This window comes from Riemerella anatipestifer, assembly GCF_009932355.1.
GTDB classification, from domain to species: Bacteria; Bacteroidota; Bacteroidia; order Flavobacteriales; family Weeksellaceae; genus Riemerella; species Riemerella anatipestifer_E.
The window spans coordinates 17,840-36,958 of sequence record NZ_LEKU01000008.1 but is presented as its reverse complement, the minus strand read 5'-3'; the positions used below and the strand labels follow the sequence as shown (position 1 = coordinate 36,958).

The following is a 19,119-nucleotide window of genomic DNA, read 5'->3' as shown; positions in this document are numbered from 1 at the left end:
TCTGTTTTGTTTTTTATATGATTGTAATTTGAAAAATAGAAAACTACTTCAGCACTTTTCTAATCAAAGTTTTTTTACCATCAATTTGCTCTAAAGGTTTTAAGCCCAAAATTTCTAAAATAAAAGGGTAAACATCTACATTTCTAAATTCCGAAATCTCTTTGTTTGATTGAAACTGAACTCCATTAGCAATGAACATTGCATTCATATCCTTTACCCAATAAGGGTTGTAGCCATGTTTACCCAAGGTGGTTTTCTGTCCTTGTTCTAAAAATATTTTTGGAGCTTTGGGCAAAAGGTAAATATCTCCCATTCTGCTAAAACGGTCATCACGAGTAGCATAATGCAATTTTTTTGGTAGTCGTTTGGCTAAAACCACCTTATAACCTGGTGTAACCTCTTGTTTTAGTTTCTTATAAGTTGCGTTAATATTATGTTTGTTTAAAACAGAAATTCTGACTAGTGTTTGAGAATTAACATATCGGTATTGATTTTTATCCTTCAGAAAATTGGGTATTTCTAAGGGATTTTTAATATCTACATTAGTCATTCCGTGGTCCGACACAAACACGAAATTCACATTTGGTAGATTTAGTTCTTTTACGCGTTGTACCAGTTCACCAATGCTTTTATCTACTAGTTGTACGGCATCTTGTGTTTCAGGAGCTTCTGTTCCGTAGATGTGCCCTGCGTGGTCAACTTCGGGATAGTATAGTGTGATAAAATGCGGACGAATTTCTTCAGGTAGTTTTAGCCAATCTATAATTTGGTTTACTTTTTCTTGAGGAGTTACTTTTCCGCTATATTTGTAAGCGTAGGTAGGTCTTATGCCACCAGCATCGCCATCACTTGCAACCCACATCATTGCGGCAGAAAGCATACCGCTTCGTTCCGCTACACCCCAAATAGGATAACCTCCTAACCAAGAGCCGTCACGAATATTCTTGGGATTACCAAAATAGAATGCCTCTTTTCTTTTTTCATCATAGAAATGATTATCCACCATACCGTGGTGCGAAGGATATAATCCCGTAACTAAAGTATAGTGGTTGGGACCTGTAATAGAAGGATAAGAGGGTATCATAGTTTTGGCACGAACGCCACTTTTACCAAGATTGATGATATTTTCGGCGTTATATTTTTCGGGATAATCATGGCGAAACCCATCGGCAGAAATCAAAATAACATAAGGCTGTTTCATTGCCCACTCGGTATTTTTTCTGTGAGGTTGTACGATTTTTAAACTATCATTTTGTGCAAAACATAATACCGAAAACAGAATGGCAATAAGCAAATTCAGTTTCCTAGAACTATATGAAAAGATTAGTTTATCCTTCGTAAAATTTAATCTATAAGTTGTAAACATTTTATGAAAATATAATATTTTTTAGTGTTTTTTGATTTGGGAGGATATTGCCGAAGGAATGGCAAATAGCCTAGGGAAATACTATGTTAGCTGAAGTTATTATTATTCAATTAAATATATTTCATTTTGATTATTCTCAAGTAATTCAATAATTAAATTCTTTTCTCCACCAATTATAGAAAAAGGTAAATCAAAATCACTTGTTATTGCCCATTTTTTTTCAATATCATATATTAAACTTGGAGTCAGAACAGAGTCATAATTATTTAAAAATGAAATGAGTTCAGATAATTTTCCTTTGTACATTTCATCCTCATCATAGTTTTTAGTAGCCATAAAAATGTAATACAGTTCTATATTACAATCTCCGTGAAATTTTAAAATAGTTTCAGAAATATTTTGTAGTGTTCTCATATCAATTCCTCCTTCACATGGCCACATTTCATTATTCATTTGTGAAAATGGTCTATTCCATTCTACATTTTCTGTGATAGCAGTTTCTAAAGAAAATTCTACATTTTTGTAATTATAAAAGTCAATCCATTTAACAGGACGATAATCTTCTTCTGGAAATTCAGACTTATAATTTTCAATGTCTTTTCCTTCTATATGATTTTCTTTAGTTTTCTCTTTAGGTAAATCATATATCCAATATGGATGAAGAATTAATGCGTAATTATCAAAAATATTAGGAATTGTTAATTGTCGAAAATAGCTTATAATACTTTCTTTTCTAAGCTTTTCATTTATTTTAGGATGATTTCCAGTAATCGTCAAATATGGAGTAATCCAATCTTTAAGTTCTTCAATTTTAATCTGTTCCATTTGTGTAGAATTTCAGCTAACTACGATATTACCTCCACTCTTCAGGAATATCACATATTGGGATTGGGTTCATTTTGTGTTGAGCTGCTTTGTGCATTCGGTCAAAGATGGTATAGACTTCACGGTCTCTTCCTGTGTAATCTTCTAGGGTTTTGTTAGGGTATTCTTTCTGTATTTTTTCAAGTTCTGGGTAGGTAGCTCCTATTTGTTGCTCATCGGTTCTGTCTGTATCCCAAAGCCCGTCGGTAGGAATTGCCTCTTGGATACTTTTCACGAGATTCAAGGCTTTAGAAAGTTGGTAAACCTCCGTTTTGTAAAGGTCAGCGATTGGGGAAACATCTACGCCACCGTCGCCATATTTGGTATAGAAACCAATCCCAAAATCTTCCACCTTGTTGCCTGTACCACACACGAGGAGTCCGTTAATTTGCCCGTAATAGTAGAGGGTAAGCATTCTTAATCTACTTCTAGTATTAGCAAAAGCCAATTTTTCGTTAGGGTAGAGGTCGTCTTGGACATCAAAAGTCTTATAAAGCTCCTCAAAAGCAGGAGTGAGGTTTACGCTCATTGCTTCCACATTATCAGGGAAGCGTTTTTTGAGGTCTTCCATATGTTCCCACGCACGGCTCACTTGGTCCTGCTGTTGTCTAATGGGCATTTCTAGTAGTAGGGTTTTCAGTCCCGTCATTGCACATAATGTAGAAACTACTCCAGAATCTACACCGCCAGAAACTCCCACTACATAGCCTTTTACATTAGCTTTTTGGGCATAATCTTTTAACCAATTTACAATGTGCTGAATTACTTTATCTGTTTGCATAGCTTTTTGTGGTATTTAAAGTTAGAAGCGTAAAAATACAGAAGTTTTTGGATTATAGACTAAAATAAGCGTTTAAAAATGATTACTTTTGCGACTTAGAAAAATCTTTAGAACAATGATGAAATATATTAGTTGGTTAATTTTATTGCTCGGAGTATTGGTTTCTTGTCAGAAGGAAGACAAAGGCTGGAATATAGACCTTAAAGAACCTTTACCTAAGGTGAAAATAGTAGATATTTCTCATCAGTTTTACGATGAAAGTTATTCTTTGGACGATTTTAAGAAGGAATACCCTTGGTTTCAAGGGACGGTTTCTGATGAAGATTTTATGTTAAGAAGAAAAGACACCTTGGAGATAAACATCTACAAAGAAGCCCTCAAAAAAGTGAATGTGCCAGAGTTAGAAAAAGGTTTGTGCGAACTCTTTGCACGCGTGCAGCACTATTTTCCTCAATTCAAAACGCCTGTGGTTTACCTTTATTCTTCTGCTGTGCAAGACGTGGAAGTACCTGTCTTCTATCACGCCGAAAAAAATTGGCTCTTTATAGATATTGCAGCCTTTATGGGGGAAGGCAACCGCTATTATAGAGGTGTTAATCAGTATTTACAAGTTTCTATGAATCCTCAAAACTTATTACCTAAAGCAGCTTTAGCGTTGTCGGAACACATCGTGCCGATGGATAGGAGCGAACAAAAATTCATAGACAAAATGATGTACGAAGGAAAACTAATGCTTTTACAAGACGCTCTGTTACCCAACACAGCCGATTATTTAAAGATAGGCTACACACCTAAACAATACGAGTGGGCGACTCAAAACAAAAGTAACATTTGGAACTTTTTCGTAGAAAACGATTTATTGTTTAGTGATGATATGCAGCTTTCGGGGAGATTTTTAGCACCCGCACCATTCTCTAAGTTTTATACAGAAGTAGATAACGAGTCTTCGCCTAGAGTGGGCGTTTATACAGGGTGGGAGATTGGCAGGAAGTTCTTTAAAGAAAAGCCAGAAACACCACTTCCTCAATTTTTGAGTATGAAGGGCGAGGAGATTTTTAACCAATCCAAATATCAAGGTAAGTAGCATACAATTAAAAAAAATTAAAGATAGATTATGAGAAAAACACAGATAACAGTAAATGTAGAGCTAGACGAAAACCATATTCCAGAGAAAATGACTTGGCACGCCCAAGATGGCGGGATAGAAGCTCAAGAAACCAAAGCCACAATGATTTCCGTTTGGGACGACAAAACGATGGAAGCCCTCAGGATAGACCTTTGGACTAAAGATATGCCTGTGGACCATATGAAGCGTTTTTTCCATCAGATATTAGTTTCTTTGGGGCACACTTACCAGAGAGCCACAGGGGAAGACGATGTTGCCCAATGGCTAGAGGAGAAAGCAGAAGAATTTGCCGTAAAATCAGCCATTAAAATGTAGCGTTTTAAAAAATTAACCCAATGCAAGAGATAGTAGAAGTTTTAAAGTCTGGGGGAACAGTGCTTTACCCTACGGACACCATTTGGGGGCTAGGTTGCGACGCCACAAACCCAGAAGCCATACAAAAGATTTACAAAATCAAAAAAAGAGAGCCACATAAATCCCTCATTATTTTGGTAGATACCGAAAAAAGGCTGCAAGATTTAGTAGAAGTACCAGAAATGGCGTGGGAAATTATAGACCTTAGCGAAAAACCCGTTACGATAATCTACGATGCTCCCAAAGGCTTACCCAAAGAACTCTTGGCAGAGGACGGCAGCATAGGAATTAGGCTCGTAAAAGACGCTTTTTGTCAAAAACTCATTGGCAAGCTCAATGCTCCGCTGGTTTCTACTTCGGCGAATTTTAGCGGTGATAAAAGTCCGATGCAATTTTCGGATATTAGCCCCGAACTGATAAATGCCGTAGATTTTGTAGTAGAAGAACAAAAAGATAAAGTATCCCAATGGACGGGATCTTCTGTCATTAGAATATGGAAAGACAACAGGATAAAAGTCTTGAGAGAATAAACGAAAACACCCTTTTCTATTTTAAGAAAAGGGTGTTTTAATTTTTAATAGATTAAACATTGCCACGCTTCTTCTATTTTTGCTTCGGTAAGTAAGCGTTGAGCCTTTAGATGAGTGGCTTCATCATCGGTATAGTTTCCTTTAGGCAGTTGCTCTACATTGGCGAGCATTCCTAAATCATTCCCTGTAAATACTTTACTGTTTTTTATTTCACAAGGCAGTTGGTCTATGCCGATGCCTTTAGTTACTAGGGGTTTTGGGACTTCAAATAGGTTGTCTGCATTATTCCTAGAATACCAGTTGCCTCCCAATCTTGCCACTAGGTCTAGTTTGGCTTGTTCTAGTGTGCCGTTTTCGTTAAGATACTCCTCTCGGATATGTATTTTAACCACTTCCGAAATCACCAAATTTCCTGCACCACCCTCTGTGCCTAGAGGTTTTACTTCTAAGACCTTACATTCTAGGTTTACGGGGCATTCTTCTATGAGTTTGGGAGCAATTAGGTCGGCATCTTTCATTGTGAACCCCGCTTTCACAAATTCATTGATGCCCTTATCGTATTCCGTAGAAGAAAGAGACATCTGTTGCACGATAGGGTAATTTACGATACCGATATTAACTTCAGGGACTTGCAGTACATTCTCTAAAGTATCTTTAGTGCTGTTATCCCTTACCCTTCTGGCAGGAGAAAAAACCACAATAGGCGGATTAGAGCTAAAAAGATTAAAGAAACTGAAAGGCGATAGGTTAATGTTCCCTTCTTTGTCTATGGTGGATGCCAAAGCAATAGGTCTAGGAGCAATGGCGTGTTGTAGTAGCATCTGAACCTCAAATGGAGGAAGTTCTTTTGGATTGATGGATTTCATTTACATTGATTTAAAGCGTAAAAATACAAACTCTAAATGAAATTAACCATAACCGACCCCGATTGATGATAGAAAAAATCGCTTTCTTCAAATTCAATATTAGTTTTACCTTTGAGGGTATCAAAGACCAACTTTTGCAAAATGCCATCTCCAATGCCGTGGATTATTTCTAGCTTTTTTATTTTATTGAGTTTACAAAAATCAAGTGTTTCCTCCAGTTTGTGTTTTTGAATAAATAGCCGTTCAAAACTATCGTAATGTTCAGGGTTGTTTACCAACTGGTCAAAATGAAGGTCTAATATCAAATGCTGATTTTTCTTTCTAGGAGGTCTAGAGGTTTGATTGACTTCTTGTTTTTGTACAATGGGTGTTTGTTCATACAGAGAGGCATCTCTTAAAGTGAGCAAATGTTTAGGATAGCGATGGATAAAATGATATTCGTCTCGGAAAACCACCTCGTTGCCGTGTATAGAAGTAACGATGCCCCACAAGTCATCATCAATTACAGAAACGCCATCTCCTATTTTCATCTTTTACCGAGTTCTATCACTTCCAAATCTTTGATTTCTGCTCCATCAATTTTAAAACGCATCATGGTTCGCACTTGGTGCCACCCTTGAGTACCTGCTGCTCCAGGGTTGAGGTGTAGGAGTTGGTGCTTTTGGTCGTACATCGCTTTTAGAATATGCGAGTGCCCACTAATGAATAGTTGAGGTGTTTTTTCTAGAATTTCTTTTCTCGCTAGAGGGCTATATTTGTTGGGGTAACCACCAATGTGAATCATCAGAACTTCTACCTCCTCACATTTAAACCTTAATACTTCACGGAAAATCTTTCTTATTTCGGTGCCGTCTATATTGCCATAAACACCTCTTAGAGGTTTTATTTTTTCTAGAGTTTCCACCACTTCTATATTTCCAAAATCGCCACAATGCCAAATTTCATCTGCATTTTTAGCATAGTCTAAAATACGCTGGTCAAGGTAAGAATGTGTATCCGAAAGAAGTAATATCTGTTTCACGGGGCTAATTTATAAGATTTCTTTTAATTATAGGGATTATAAGTCAATATATTTTCCGATTTTTGTGGTCTAAAAATAAGATACAAGTGTCAAGATATTGCATAGAATTTTCTTACAACGGCGAAAAATATTTTGGTTATCAGATACAACCTAAGCAGATTTCTGTGCAAGAAACCCTAGAGCAGGCACTTTCTACCATTTTAAGAGAAGAAATAAAAACCACAGGAGCAGGGCGTACCGATACGGGTGTACACGCAAAGAAAATGTTTGCTCATTTTGATACAGATTTAATTTTAGAGGAAGAGCTATTGCCTAAAAGGCTCAATAGTTTTTTGCCACCAGATATTTCGGTGAAACGATTGTTTAGAGTATCTGATGATTTTCATGCAAGGTTTGATGCCACTTACAGAACTTATGAATATTATATTTCGTTAGAGAAAAATCCGTTTACGCAAAATTCGGCGTGGGGCTATTGGAGGCGTCCGCTAAACTTAGACGCAATGAACGAGGCTTGCAAAATCCTTTTTGAATATACCGATTTTACAAGTTTCTCTAAACTAAACACCGATACCAAAACCAACCTCTGCGAAATTTATAAGGCTTTTTGGGTACAAGAGGGTGCAGAACTTAAGTTTACCATTTCTGCCAATAGATTTTTGCGAAATATGGTAAGGGCTATCGTGGGGACGATGGTGGATATAGGGAGTGGTAAAATAGCACCACAAGATTTAAGAAAGGTAATAGAAGCCAAAGAAAGAAATGCAGCAGGGACTTCGGCTCCTGCACAAGGGTTATTTTTGGTAGATGTAGGATATAATTGGGAGCAGATTTTTAGAAATTAAAACGGTATGAAGAAACAAACTACAGGAACACTGATTAAACGCTTATTTTTCATCGGAATGAATTTTAGGCGATGGTTTCTGTTAGCGTTATTGGTATCCATTATCTTGGCGGTGGTTTCTACCTATCGTCCTATTCTCACCAAAAATATTGTTGACCACGATATTATGCAGCTGAAAAGCACTACGCTTTTGATGCAGAGTATCTATTGGCTAGTTGGTTTGGTGATTGCGGAGACTATTCTTAATTTTTTGTTGGTGTTTTTATCCAACTATATTTCTCAAAATGTAATGAGAGATATAAGAGAAAAGCTCTACCACAAACTGATATACTTCAAGACTTCATTTTTTGATAAAACGGCTATTGGGCAATTGGTTACTCGTGCCGTGGGAGATGTGGAAACCATAGCTACGGTCTATACAGATGGTTTTCTAATGGTCTTTGGAGATGTGTTAAGAATAGTGATGGTGCTTGTAGCGATGTTTAATGTGAATGTTCAGTTAAGTTTCGTGGCATTAGCGATATTGCCAATTATGGTGCTTATCACTCGCTTTTTTCAAAAGAAACTTAAACAATCTTTTGGTGATGAAAGGCAATGGACGGCAACACAAAATTCATTCGTACAGGAAAGGCTTTCTGGTATGTCTATCATTCAAGTGTTTAACAGACAAGATGCAGAATTTGAAAAGTTTGAATCCATCAATGCAAGTCTTAAAAAAGCGTTGCTAAAAACAGTGTTTTATTTCTCCTTGTTTTTCCCTGTGGTGGAGCTTATTACTTCTTTGTTCATTGGGCTTATTCTGTTCTATGCGGGTTATAATGCTTTGTATAATCAAAATGCTACGCCTGGGGAAGTGATAGCGTTTATACAGTTTGTAAATATGCTGATAAGACCGCTACGCCAAATTGCTGACCGTTTTAACAATATCCAAAGAGGGTTGGTAGGAGCAGAGAGGGTTTTGGGGATTATGGATCAAGATGAAGCGATGCCTAACGAAGGGAAAGAAATTATTACAGATATTAAAGGAGAGATAGACTTTAAGGCGGTGCATTTCTCTTATGATGATAAACAGGAAGTGCTTAAAGGGATTGATTTTAAAGTAAACCAAGGAGAAACTGTGGCGATTGTAGGAGCTACAGGAGCGGGTAAATCTACTATCATCAATCTTATTACTCGTTTTTATGATGTGAGTTCTGGGCAAATTTTACTAGATGGTAAAGACCTTAGAGATTACGACTTGTATAGTTTAAGGCAACATATAGGAGTAGTATTGCAAGATGTTTTCTTATTTCACGGAAGCATTTACGAAAATTTAACCTTCGGAGACGAAACCATTACTCTAGAGCAGATTAAAACCATAGCAAAAGAAATAGAGGTGGACGATTTTATAGAAAGTTTGCCTAATGGCTATCATTATGTGGTAAATGAGCGAGGAGCGTCTATTTCTTTGGGGCAACGTCAGCTGCTTTCTTTTTTGAGGGCATATCTTTCTAATCCTAAAATTCTTATTCTTGATGAAGCCACTTCTTCTATAGACCACGAAAGTGAAAAATTGATTCAAAAAGCCACGGAGAAAATTACTAAAAATAGAACTTCTATCATTATTGCTCACAGGCTTTCTACCATAGAGAAGGCGGATAAAATTCTAGTGATGGATAAAGGTAAAATAGTAGAAGAGGGGACGCATCAAGAACTGCTGGCACTCAATGGTTATTATGCCTTGCTGTATCAATCTCAACTTGGGACGAAGAAAGAATAGTTATTTTTATACATTTGTTACTGATATTATTGATATATGATTTTAGATATTGTAAATCTTACTAAAAAGTTTGGGGAGCAGGTTGCATTAAACCAAATTAACCTTACCATACAAAAAAATGAAATTATAGGTTTGTTAGGACCTAATGGGGCAGGTAAATCTACTTTAATGAAGACTATTTCTGGTGTTTTGGATATAGAAGAAGGGGAAATTTCTTTCAATGGAACATCTTTGTCAGTAGGAACATTAGATGCTAAGAAAAAGATAGGTTTTTTACCAGAAAATAATCCGCTTTATATGGAAATGTATGTGCGAGAGTATTTAGAGTTGGTTGCAGATATTCATCACATATCTAAACAAAGGATAGATGAAGTGATAGATTTAGTAGGAATAACACCAGAAAAATCTAAGAAAATAGGGCAATTATCCAAAGGATATAAGCAGAGGGTAGGTTTAGCTCAAGCTATTATCCACCAGCCAGATTTGCTAATTTTAGACGAGCCAACAAACGGACTAGACCCTAACCAAATTTTAGAGATACGAGAAGTGATTAAAGAAATAGGGCGTAAAAAAACGGTTATCTTATCTACACATATTATGCAAGAGGTAGAGGCGTTGTGCAGTAGAGTGATATTGATACACAAAGGTAACATTGTACAAGATTCTCCAATAGAAGAGTTCAAAGGCAAGTATGCTTCCTTAGAAGAAGCCTTTGCGGCATATACTCATTAAAAATAAAAAAGGAAACTTAAAATTTTAAGTTTCCTTTTTTGTTACTTATAGCGTTTTAAACTGTTCTAGCATTCTTACATCGTTCTCAAAGAACATACGAATGTCGCTCATTTGGTAGAGAAGCATTACAATTCGCTCTATTCCCATACCAAAAGCGTAGCCGCTATATTTGTCAGGGTCTATGTTTACATTTTTAAGTACAGCAGGGTCTACCATACCACAGCCCATAATTTCTAACCAACCTGTACCTTTAGTAATTCGGTAGTCTGTTTCGGAGTTAAGCCCCCAATAAACATCAACCTCCGCACTTGGCTCGGTGAATGGAAAATAAGACGGTCTCATTCTAATTTTAGACTTTCCAAAAAGCTCCGTAGTGAAAAACTGTATAGTTTGCTTTAAATCCGCAAAACTTACTTTTTCATCAATATAAAGTCCTTCTATTTGGTGGAAAATACAATGCGAACGAGAAGAAATAGCCTCATTTCTAAACACTCTACCTGGTGATAGAATACGCATAGGAGGTTCGTTTTGCTCCATATGTCTTATCTGCACAGATGAAGTGTGTGTTCTAAGAAGAATATCAGGATTCTGCTCTATGAAAAAGGTGTCCTGCATATCTCTAGCAGGGTGGTATTCAGGCAGATTAAGGGCAGTAAAGTTGTGCCAGTCGTCCTCTATTTCAGGACCGTTTGATACCGCAAATCCTATGGATTTAAATATCTCAATAATCCTATTCTTGACTAAGTTGATAGGGTGTCTGCTTCCTAGTTCCAAAGGATACCCAGGGCGAGTTAAATCTTCTTTTTCTACTACAATATTAGAGGCAGTTGCATTTTTAAGCTCTTCTAGTTTTTCGGCAACAGCTTGTTTTAGAACATTTATTTTTTGTCCAAAAGCTTTTTTTTGTTCGTTCGGAACTTGTTTAAACTCATCAAAGATGGCGTTTAAAATTCCTTTTTTACCGTTAAATTTTATCCTGAACTGTTCTATTTCATCTTTATTTGAAGACTGAAATTGCTTTACCTCTTGTAAATATGCTTCGATGTGTTCTAACATTCTTCGTTTTCTATTTGGGTGCAAAAATAAGGTTTTCCTACTAAACTTAAAAGATTAGTGTTAGATAATCTCTAGCCCATAAAAATGACTGATGATTTAAAAATATGTAAAATTTAACTTATTGTAAAATAATTAGTTATGGTGTTTTTCTTTTTAAGAAAAAAAAACTAATAAAAAAATTTACTTCGAATATCATTTGTTTTATATTTGCGGCAAATTTCTAAAGAAACGAATTTAAGCAGAATTTAAGGTTATGGTTTATAAAATCAGAGTTATTTTAGACACGAAGGATAATGTTTTTAGAGACATTGAGGTGAGAGGAAAGCAAACCTTGTGGAATTTGCATAACGGTATCAAAAGTGCGTTCAGCCTTCAGGGAGACGAGTTGTCTTCGTTTTACTTTTCTGATGATGAATGGACGGAGCTTAACGCGATACCACTAGAGGATATGTCTGATGATGGAGATGGAGAAATCATGTCCGATGTATACATCACAGAGGCTTTTCCAGAGAGGGGTAGCAAAATGTTATTCAAATACGGTTTTATAGACCTGTGGGAATTCTATTGTGAACTTTTAGAAGTGATAAAAGAAAAACCTGCAGTAAACTACCCTATAACTGTATTTAGATACGGTAATATGCCACTAAAGGCTCCTAGCAAAAATACCTCATCAAAACCTTCACCTACTATGATGAGTGATGATTTTGACGACTTTGATAGTTTTGAAAACGATTTTGACGATGATGAGGGCTTTGCTGATGATTTTAATGATGATTATTATGACGATGAAGATTAAATAATAATATGACTAAGAATAGACTACTTTTTTGTAGTCTATTTTTTTATTTTTGCAGTTTAAATAACTGATGACTAAATGGCTATAGAAGATTACATGCTCTCATGTCCTAACAAAAAAATATTTGGTATGGAATGTTTTGGTTGTGGTTCACAGAGGGCTTTATTGCTTATTTCTGAAGGTAAGTTTGTAGAGGCATTTTATATGTTTCCTGCTATCTATCCTTTGATATTATTTGTTTTAGTGAGTGCTATTAACTTTATAGATAAAAAAAGACATTACGGTAAGGTAATGATTTTTTTAGCTCTTGTTAGTGTAATCACTATGATTATTTCTTATTTTTGTAAAAATTTCTAAACTTTAAAATTCAAATTACTATGAAACAAAATTTACCAAACGCTACACTAGTGCTTGTACTAGGGATTCTATCTATTCTAGGTTGTTGCTGTTATGGAGTTCCGGGGATTATTTTAGGTGTAGTTGCTTTAGTGATGTACAAAAAAGACAACCAGCTTTATTTGGCTAATCCAGAACTGTATGCTAATTATAGCAATCTAACTACAGGGCGTGTATTGGCTATTATCGGTATTGTATTGAGTGCTTTAAATGTTTTGGCTTATGTAGCATTGATAATATTGTTTGGCTTTGAAGCTTTAACAGACCAAGAACTTTTACAAGAAAGAATTCAGGAGATGATACAGCACTAAACTGTTATCTACTATTTTGTAAAACAATGATTAGTAAGATATGAAAAATTTGATTTTAACATTATTAGTATTTACGACATTGCTTTCTTGTGCAACAGTACCTTCCAAGAGTCTAAGTGCAGAAAATTTTAGAATTAATGAGGATGAAGGAGCAATTGCAGGAGTTATAGGAATTTTGAAAAGAACTTACTCTTCGGGATCGAATATTTATTATACAAACAAAGATATTGAGCAATTAATTTCGCAAGACAAGAATAATAAACAGAAGTTTACTCTTTATATTGGAACTGGTGCTATCGATCCAAAAACGATTGCTGATTTTCAAAAAGATAAGGAAGATAAATATGTATATTTCTTTTTCGTTCTAAAAGAAAAGCCTGGTAATTATAGATTTAATGAATACACCTATTTTTTTAATTCAGGTTATATTCAAGAATTGTTGACGTATCCAATCGAAAAAAATCTTGAATTCAATATTGAAAAAGGGAAAATCAAATATTTTGGAACAATATTTTTGGATTCAAAAAATCGTAAATTGCTTTATACAAGTGAGTTTGAAGAGTCGGACTTGCAAAAGTTTAAGGAGAAATTACCACATATAAATATTACCAACTAATAAAACGCTAGATAATATAGTATTTTCAAAAGGCGGAGTTTAGGTAATGATAGAAAAATTAGTAATATTTCATCGCAAAAGGCTTTTTCCGATATAACTATAGCTTAGTTTTTAATAATTTAAACTCTTTGGGGAAGTCCAAAGAGTTTTTTTTATGCTTTGTTTTTCTTACTTTTGGAATTACTAAAATGTTTCGCTATGCCGCAATTTAATCCTAGAGATATTACTTGGCTTGCCTTTAACGAAAGGGTAATGCAAGAGGCTATGGATAAGACTGTTCCGCTCCATTTACGAATTAAATTTTTAGGAATTTTCTCTAATAATTTAGACGAGTTTTTCCGTGTTCGTGTGGCGGGGCTGAAAAGAGCAATGAGTTTTAAACCTAAATATAGAGAAAACTCTTTTTTTGATGAACCACAAAAGATTTTAGATAAAATCAATAAAGTGGTAATTAAACAACAAAACGATTTCAATACCACTTGGGAAGAAATACAAAAAGAAATGGCTGCTGAAAAGGTATTCATTAGAACTTCGAAGGATTTATCCGAAGCCCAAAAGCAGTTTGTAAAAGATTATTTTGACGAGGAGGTAGAGGCTAATGTAATTCCAATCCTTCTTCGGGAAGAAACACCAATGCCTTATCTAAGGGACAAAAGCCTCTATTTAGGAGTGGCGATGCGTAAAAAAGAATGGCAGTATGAGAGCAATTATGCCATTATAGAAGTACCGTCTAGAGTAACGGGGCGTTTTGTGATTTTGCCATCTGAAGGAGAGGAAACTAGCGTGATGTTGCTAGAAGATGTCATTAGTTTTAATCTTCCTCATATTTTTTCTTATTTCGGGTACGATGTTTTTGAAGCTCATTCCTTTAAAGTAACTAAAGATGCTGAGTTTGACCTTGATAATGATATTAACACTACTTTAGCGGAGAAAATTAAAAAAGGCGTTAAAAGCAGAAGAAAGGGCAAACCCACTCGTTTTGTGTTTGATAAGGATATGGATAAAGCTTTGCTAGAGCTTTTAATCCGAAAGTTAGAACTTACGAAGAAAGATAGTATCATACCAGGACATAAAATTCATAATTTCAAACATTTTATGGATTTTCCTAATGTCTTTAAAACATATAAAACCCCAGAGGAAAGAACTTCGTTTAATCACCCTTACTTTGAAGGGCAACAGAGGGTTACAGATGTGATTACCAAAAGAGATGTACTGCTGACTTTTCCTTATCATAGCTATATGCCTGTGATAGATTTACTTAGAGAGGCAGCTATGGACCCAGATGTTAAGTCTATTCAAATCACAGCATATCGTTTGGCGTCAAATTCTAAAATAGCCAATGCCCTCATCAATGCCGCTAGAAACGGGAAAGAGGTTACGGTGATGATAGAACTTAGAGCAAGGTTTGATGAAGAAGCAAACCTCAAATGGAAAGAACGCCTAGAGGTGGAAGGTATCAAAATTTTGGTGGGTATTCCAGATAAAAAAGTCCACGCAAAACTCTGCGTGATTAAAAAAAGGGTGGGAGGTAAAACCATTCAGTATGGTTTTGTGAGTACAGGTAATTTTAACGAAAAAACAGCCAAAGTCTATGGAGACCATCTTTTAATGACTAGCAATAGAGCGATAATGGCGGACATCAATAAAGTGTTTAATTACTTTAGGAAACCAACGGAAGACCCTATTCTAGCCCTTAAAAATTGCAAAACTCTGTTGGTGTGTCCTCATTATATGAGAGCAAAAATAGAAGAGCTAATAGATAGGGAAATAGCAGAAGCTAAGGCGGGAAGAAAAGCCAAAATTATACTTAAAGTCAATTCGTTAAGTGATAAAGGGTTGATAAAAAAACTCTACCAAGCCGCCGAAGCTGGAGTGAAAATACAAGCCATAGTAAGAGGGATTTTCTGTGTGGTGCAACAGAAAAAATTTAAAACTAAAATAGAAGCCATCAGTATTGTAGATGAGTATCTAGAACACGCTAGAGTGATGTATTTTTACAATAAAGGCAACGAGGATATTTACATATCTTCTGCGGATTGGATGACGCGTAATTTGGATTATAGAGTGGAAGCCGCCGTTAAAATTAACCAACCAGAACTGAAAGAAGAACTGAAAGATTTACTCCAAATTCAGTTGAGTGATAATGTTAAAGCACGAGTTTTAGATAACGCTCTCAATAACGATTATGTGAAAAAAGGAGCTAAGAAGAATAAAATTCGTTCACAGATAGAGATTTATCATTATCTTAAAAACAAAAAATATTAAAATCGTATGAAATTAGCAGCTATAGATATAGGCAGTAATGCCGCCAGACTTCTCATCAACGAAGTGGTTTTGAACGCCAATCATCAACCCGAATTTACCAAACTTAATTTATTGAGAATTCCGTTGAGGTTGGGTATGGATGTCTTTGTTAAAGGAGAAATAGGAGAGGAGCGGTCTAAAATGGTGGTAGATACGATGAAAGTTTTTAGTGATTTAATGAAAATCTACAAAGTAGAACACTACCGTGCTTGTGCTACAAGTGCGATGCGTGATGCTAAAAACGGACAAGAAATAATAGAACAAGTGGCAAAAACTTCTGGGATTGAGATAGAAATTATTTCAGGAACCGAGGAGGCTAATTTGGTTTACGAAAATCACATTGCCGAGGGTTTAGACGAAGATTACGACTATCTTTATATAGATGTAGGCGGTGGCTCTACGGAGGTTACTTTTTATGAAAACGGAAAGGCTAAATTCTCTCATTCGTTTAATATCGGGACAATTAGACTTCTAAATCATTTGGTAACCGATGCCCATTGGGAGGAAATGAAAGACTTAATTAAGAGTCATATTACGGGTAAAAAACCGATGGTAGCAATAGGCTCTGGAGGGAATATCAATAAGGTATTTTCTATGAGTAAAACCAAAGATGGTAAGGCTTTGGCGGCATCTAAACTGAAGAAATATTACAAAGAATTTTCTCAACTAAGCGTAGAGGAAAGAATGGTAAAGTACAAAATCCGTGAAGACCGAGCCGATGTAATTGTACCAGCCCTTAAAATTTTTAATAATATTTTAAATTGGGCGGATATTTCTAAAATATTTGTCCCTAAAATATCTGTTGCTGATGGGCTTATACACCATATCTATGAAAAGGTGAAGAAAGAATAAGTTTTTCAATCACATTTTATTTTGCTCGTTTTCTTATCACTTAAGAAAGCGAGTTTTTATTTTGTGTCTTGTCTTCTTTTTTATCTTGGTCTAAAGCTAATACATCGGTGTAACGAGAAAAAATAGCAAAGCTGTAAGGAAAAATCCCATAGTAACAGAGAAAAGTATAATTGTAAAGGGTAGAAATTTAATTGTAACGGTGTAAAACTGAATTGTAATGAGTATAAATAGAAATGTAAAGGGTAAAAACTGAATTGCAACAGGGGAAAATAAAATTGTAATAAGTAAAAATAGAATTGCAGTGGGGGAAAACCAAATTGTAACGGGGGAAAATAGAAATGTAATAAGAGAAAATACAACTGTAAAGGATAAAAACAAAAATACGGTAGGGGGAAACAAAAAAGCAACGATAAAACGTTGGGAAGTTGAGCAGATATATGACAAAAATCAGTATATTTACACATCAATCCTAAAAAATAAATTCTATGAAAAAGTATTTTTCTAACCAGCAAACCCTGCAAGACTACGGTATTTTATTTGAAAATATCAAGACCCAAACCGAACTAAAATCTCAACTCGCCGAGTATGGCTACGATGATGCCGAAGTGCAAAAAGGCAAAGCTCTTTACGACAAAGCACAGGAAGTGTATCAGAAAAACATCAAAGAAGGGCAAGAAGAAACTACTGCTTATGCACAATTCACCACCGAGTTTGAACAACTGCTCAAAACCTATAAAACCGACCGAAAAAAAGCCAAAATCATCTACAAAGACTAGCCCGAAACGCTCAAAAACCTTCGTCTAAAGGGGCAAAGTTCTCGCCAGATGGCGAATTTGCTAGATGAAATAAATATTTTTTACCATAGTTTAAAAGAAGATAGTGCCCTGCTAAGCCCTCTTAACCGACTGAAGATTACGGAAGAAAGCGTAGAGGCACAACTCACCCAATTGCAAAAGACTCAAAAAGCCTATGCGACTTATACCCAAGAAAAAGGGGAAAGCCAAGACGCTACTAAGCAAAAAAATGCTGCTTTTTCTGATTTAGAAAAATGGGTGAAAGAGTTCTATAGTATTGCTAAAATTGCTTTGGAAGACCGTCCGCAGTTGTTGGAGAGTATTGCTAAATTTGTAAGGAGTTAATAAGAACTTAAAAAAATCATTCCCCAAAATTATTATTAAAATAGTTTTGGGGAATTTTATTTTGGGAAACTATTATCTCACAAGGATATTGCATTTGCGTGAGGGCGGAGGGCATTGTTGGAGCTCCTTTTTTGGGCAAGGGGAGAAGGCTTTGGCAAAAAAGAGCGACTGCCCGAAGACCGACCCATTAGCCTAGGGAATAGCAATGGCTTGGGACACGCCCTAATGAACCACTAGACTAAATAAAAAAGGAGTTTTTAAATTTCTAAAAACTCCTTTTGTGGTATTATGTAATAGTTATTTATGCTGGTGGCAAGGGATTACCAGAACAGGCACTGGGGCACTTTTGGTAAGTTCTTTAGTCAGGCTGCCTACAAAAACATCATAGATGCCGCTTCTACCGTGAGAGCCCATCACAATATAATCTGCCTTTTTCTCTTGCACATAATCCAAAATAACATCTTTGGCGATGCCTTGCTTTAGGATATGCTCACAGTCTACATCTTGAGCAATGATTCTCTGTTGTAATTCATTGAGTTGTAGAGCTTCTTGCTGTATTTCGTTTTTCTCAATTTCAGGGAAATACTGGAAGCCCATATCGCCAATCGCAAAGCCAATATCCGAAGGCGCCACGTGGATGAGGTATATTTTACCATTGGTCTTTTTTGCAAACTTTACAGTCTCATCAAGAAGGAAATCTGTGCTTTCGCCGAAATCAACGGGAAGAATAATATTAGTCATAACTACTGATTTTTAGTTCTCTAAAGTTACAAAAAAATGTTGAATTATTAAAGCCTAAAAGACTACAATATCCTAATATCTAAAACTTTTTGGTCTTCTAAATAGCCTTCCAAAAGGTCATTTTCTAGCACCTTGCCTACACCTTCGGGCGTTCCTGTAAATATTAAGTCGCCCACTCTTAGAGTAAAATATTTTGATACAAAGGCGATAATATCATCAAAACCGAACATCATATGTTGAGTGGCTCCATTTTGCTTTTGGACTTTATTTTGGAAAAGAGAAAAGTTAATGTTGTTTAAATCAAAGTTTTCCTTTTTATGAAATGAGCTTACCACCGCCGAGCCATCAAACCCTTTGGAAAGCTCCCAAGGAAGTCCTTTGGATTTGAGTTTAGATTGTAAATCTCTCGCCGTAAAATCTATTCCTAAACCTATTTCCTCAAAATGTTTGTGGGCGTTTTCCTTTTGGATATACTTTCCTCCTTTAGATATTTTTAGGACAACTTCTAGCTCGTAGTGTATCTCGTTAGAAAATTCGGGGATATAGAAATCGTTTCCTTTAAGCAGTGCTGTGTCGGGTTTTATAAAAATGACAGGCTCTTCGGGTATCGCATTGCCGAGTTCTTTGGCGTGTTCGGTATAGTTTCTTCCGATGCAAAGGATTTTCAT

22 protein-coding genes and 1 pseudogene are annotated in these 19,119 nt (G+C 35.8%); 14 read left to right on the top strand and 9 right to left on the bottom strand.

All coding sequences use genetic code 11. The features are described 5' to 3' along the window. Window positions 1-43 precede the first annotated feature (43 nt). From GXW81_RS03295 to nadE, 3 genes are all read right to left on the bottom strand, one after another. Entirely contained in the window at window positions 44-1,366 is a 1,323-nt protein-coding gene (locus GXW81_RS03295; RefSeq protein ID WP_260393533.1) for an ectonucleotide pyrophosphatase/phosphodiesterase, read from the bottom strand. A gap of 102 nt (window positions 1,367-1,468) precedes the next feature. Then, a complete protein-coding gene (locus GXW81_RS03290; protein ID WP_161531177.1) occupies window positions 1,469-2,191 on the bottom strand; it encodes a hypothetical protein in 723 nt (240 codons plus the stop codon). 28 nt (window positions 2,192-2,219) lie between these two features. Then, window positions 2,220-3,011, bottom strand: coding sequence for an NAD(+) synthase (nadE, locus tag GXW81_RS03285; RefSeq protein ID WP_161531176.1), 792 nt, complete (start codon window positions 3,009-3,011; stop codon window positions 2,220-2,222). 115 nt (window positions 3,012-3,126) lie between these two features. On the opposite strand from nadE, the gene GXW81_RS03280 reads away from it, so the two are divergent. From GXW81_RS03280 to GXW81_RS03270, 3 genes are read left to right on the top strand one after another with little or no spacing between them, the layout of a single operon-like run. Further along, window positions 3,127-4,095, top strand: coding sequence for a gliding motility protein GldB (locus GXW81_RS03280; RefSeq protein ID WP_161531175.1), 969 nt, complete (start codon window positions 3,127-3,129; stop codon window positions 4,093-4,095). A 30-nt stretch (window positions 4,096-4,125) separates the two neighbouring features. Then, window positions 4,126-4,452: a gliding motility protein GldC gene (gene gldC / locus GXW81_RS03275; protein WP_004919606.1), complete on the top strand. Its 327-nt coding sequence runs from the start codon at window positions 4,126-4,128 to the stop codon at window positions 4,450-4,452. 20 nt (window positions 4,453-4,472) lie between these two features. Then, window positions 4,473-5,021, top strand: a complete 549-nt coding sequence (locus GXW81_RS03270; protein ID WP_161531174.1) for an L-threonylcarbamoyladenylate synthase — start codon at window positions 4,473-4,475, stop codon at window positions 5,019-5,021. A 44-nt stretch (window positions 5,022-5,065) separates the two neighbouring features. On the opposite strand, the gene GXW81_RS03265 is transcribed toward GXW81_RS03270, so the two are convergent. The 3 genes from GXW81_RS03265 to GXW81_RS03255 are packed head-to-tail and all read right to left on the bottom strand — an operon-like array spanning window position 5,066 to window position 6,908. Next, on the bottom strand, window positions 5,066-5,887 hold the full coding sequence (locus GXW81_RS03265; RefSeq protein ID WP_161531173.1) for a flavin reductase family protein: 822 nt from the start codon (window positions 5,885-5,887) through the stop codon (window positions 5,066-5,068). A 32-nt stretch (window positions 5,888-5,919) separates the two neighbouring features. Beyond that, window positions 5,920-6,417: a Smr/MutS family protein gene (locus GXW81_RS03260; RefSeq protein WP_161531172.1), complete on the bottom strand. Its 498-nt coding sequence runs from the start codon at window positions 6,415-6,417 to the stop codon at window positions 5,920-5,922. Then, entirely contained in the window at window positions 6,414-6,908 is a 495-nt protein-coding gene (locus GXW81_RS03255; protein ID WP_161531171.1) for a metallophosphoesterase, read from the bottom strand. Before GXW81_RS03255 ends, GXW81_RS03260 begins: the two co-directional genes overlap by 4 nt. 86 nt (window positions 6,909-6,994) lie before the next feature. Between GXW81_RS03255 and truA the strand changes: the two genes are divergently transcribed. The 3 genes from truA to GXW81_RS03240 are packed head-to-tail and all read left to right on the top strand — an operon-like array spanning window position 6,995 to window position 10,240. Beyond that, the gene (gene truA, locus GXW81_RS03250; protein ID WP_161531170.1) at window positions 6,995-7,750 is read left to right on the top strand and encodes a tRNA pseudouridine(38-40) synthase TruA; all 756 of its coding nucleotides are present in this window, start codon (window positions 6,995-6,997) and stop codon (window positions 7,748-7,750) included. A gap of 6 nt (window positions 7,751-7,756) precedes the next feature. After that, window positions 7,757-9,508, top strand: a complete 1,752-nt coding sequence (locus tag GXW81_RS03245; protein ID WP_161531169.1) for an ABC transporter ATP-binding protein — start codon at window positions 7,757-7,759, stop codon at window positions 9,506-9,508. Between the two features lie 36 nt (window positions 9,509-9,544). Continuing rightward, the gene (locus tag GXW81_RS03240) at window positions 9,545-10,240 is read left to right on the top strand and encodes an ABC transporter ATP-binding protein (RefSeq protein ID WP_161531168.1); all 696 of its coding nucleotides are present in this window, start codon (window positions 9,545-9,547) and stop codon (window positions 10,238-10,240) included. A 45-nt stretch (window positions 10,241-10,285) separates the two neighbouring features. On the opposite strand, the gene pheS is transcribed toward GXW81_RS03240, so the two are convergent. Beyond that, complete coding sequence (gene pheS, locus GXW81_RS03235) at window positions 10,286-11,296, bottom strand: phenylalanine--tRNA ligase subunit alpha (RefSeq protein WP_161531167.1); 1,011 nt, start codon at window positions 11,294-11,296, stop codon at window positions 10,286-10,288. Between the two features lie 253 nt (window positions 11,297-11,549). Between pheS and GXW81_RS03230 the strand changes: the two genes are divergently transcribed. The 8 genes and pseudogenes from GXW81_RS03230 (at window position 11,550) to GXW81_RS03195 (ending at window position 17,710) form a co-directional block, all read left to right on the top strand. After that, a complete protein-coding gene (locus tag GXW81_RS03230; protein ID WP_161531166.1) occupies window positions 11,550-12,092 on the top strand; it encodes an IS1096 element passenger TnpR family protein in 543 nt (180 codons plus the stop codon). A 78-nt stretch (window positions 12,093-12,170) separates the two neighbouring features. Further along, complete coding sequence (locus GXW81_RS03225; RefSeq protein ID WP_064970108.1) at window positions 12,171-12,449, top strand: DUF2752 domain-containing protein; 279 nt, start codon at window positions 12,171-12,173, stop codon at window positions 12,447-12,449. A gap of 20 nt (window positions 12,450-12,469) precedes the next feature. Beyond that, window positions 12,470-12,799, top strand: coding sequence for a CCC motif membrane protein (locus GXW81_RS03220; protein WP_161531165.1), 330 nt, complete (start codon window positions 12,470-12,472; stop codon window positions 12,797-12,799). Window positions 12,800-12,839: 40 nt separating this feature from the next. Beyond that, window positions 12,840-13,415 (top strand): hypothetical protein, encoded by a 576-nt coding sequence (locus GXW81_RS03215; protein WP_161531164.1) that lies wholly within the window; start codon window positions 12,840-12,842, stop codon window positions 13,413-13,415. A gap of 198 nt (window positions 13,416-13,613) precedes the next feature. Further along, the gene (ppk1, locus tag GXW81_RS03210; RefSeq protein WP_161531163.1) at window positions 13,614-15,680 is read left to right on the top strand and encodes a polyphosphate kinase 1; all 2,067 of its coding nucleotides are present in this window, start codon (window positions 13,614-13,616) and stop codon (window positions 15,678-15,680) included. Between the two features lie 6 nt (window positions 15,681-15,686). After that, window positions 15,687-16,571 carry an exopolyphosphatase gene (locus GXW81_RS03205; RefSeq protein WP_161531162.1) on the top strand — a complete coding sequence of 295 codons (885 nt, stop codon included), beginning with the start codon at window positions 15,687-15,689 and terminating at the stop codon, window positions 16,569-16,571. 301 nt (window positions 16,572-16,872) lie between these two features. Then, on the top strand, window positions 16,873-17,076 hold the full coding sequence (locus GXW81_RS03200; protein WP_052910161.1) for a hypothetical protein: 204 nt from the start codon (window positions 16,873-16,875) through the stop codon (window positions 17,074-17,076). Continuing rightward, window positions 17,057-17,710, top strand: a pseudogene (locus GXW81_RS03195) (hypothetical protein). Before GXW81_RS03200 ends, GXW81_RS03195 begins: the two are co-directional and overlap by 20 nt. 297 nt (window positions 17,711-18,007) lie before the next feature. On the opposite strand, the gene GXW81_RS03190 reads toward GXW81_RS03195, so the two are convergent. Together GXW81_RS03190 and GXW81_RS03185 are read right to left on the bottom strand one after the other, a co-directional pair. Beyond that, window positions 18,008-18,451, bottom strand: coding sequence for a universal stress protein (locus tag GXW81_RS03190; protein ID WP_161531161.1), 444 nt, complete (start codon window positions 18,449-18,451; stop codon window positions 18,008-18,010). A gap of 62 nt (window positions 18,452-18,513) precedes the next feature. Then, window positions 18,514-19,119, bottom strand: coding sequence for a fumarylacetoacetate hydrolase family protein (locus GXW81_RS03185; RefSeq protein WP_161531160.1), 606 nt, complete (start codon window positions 19,117-19,119; stop codon window positions 18,514-18,516).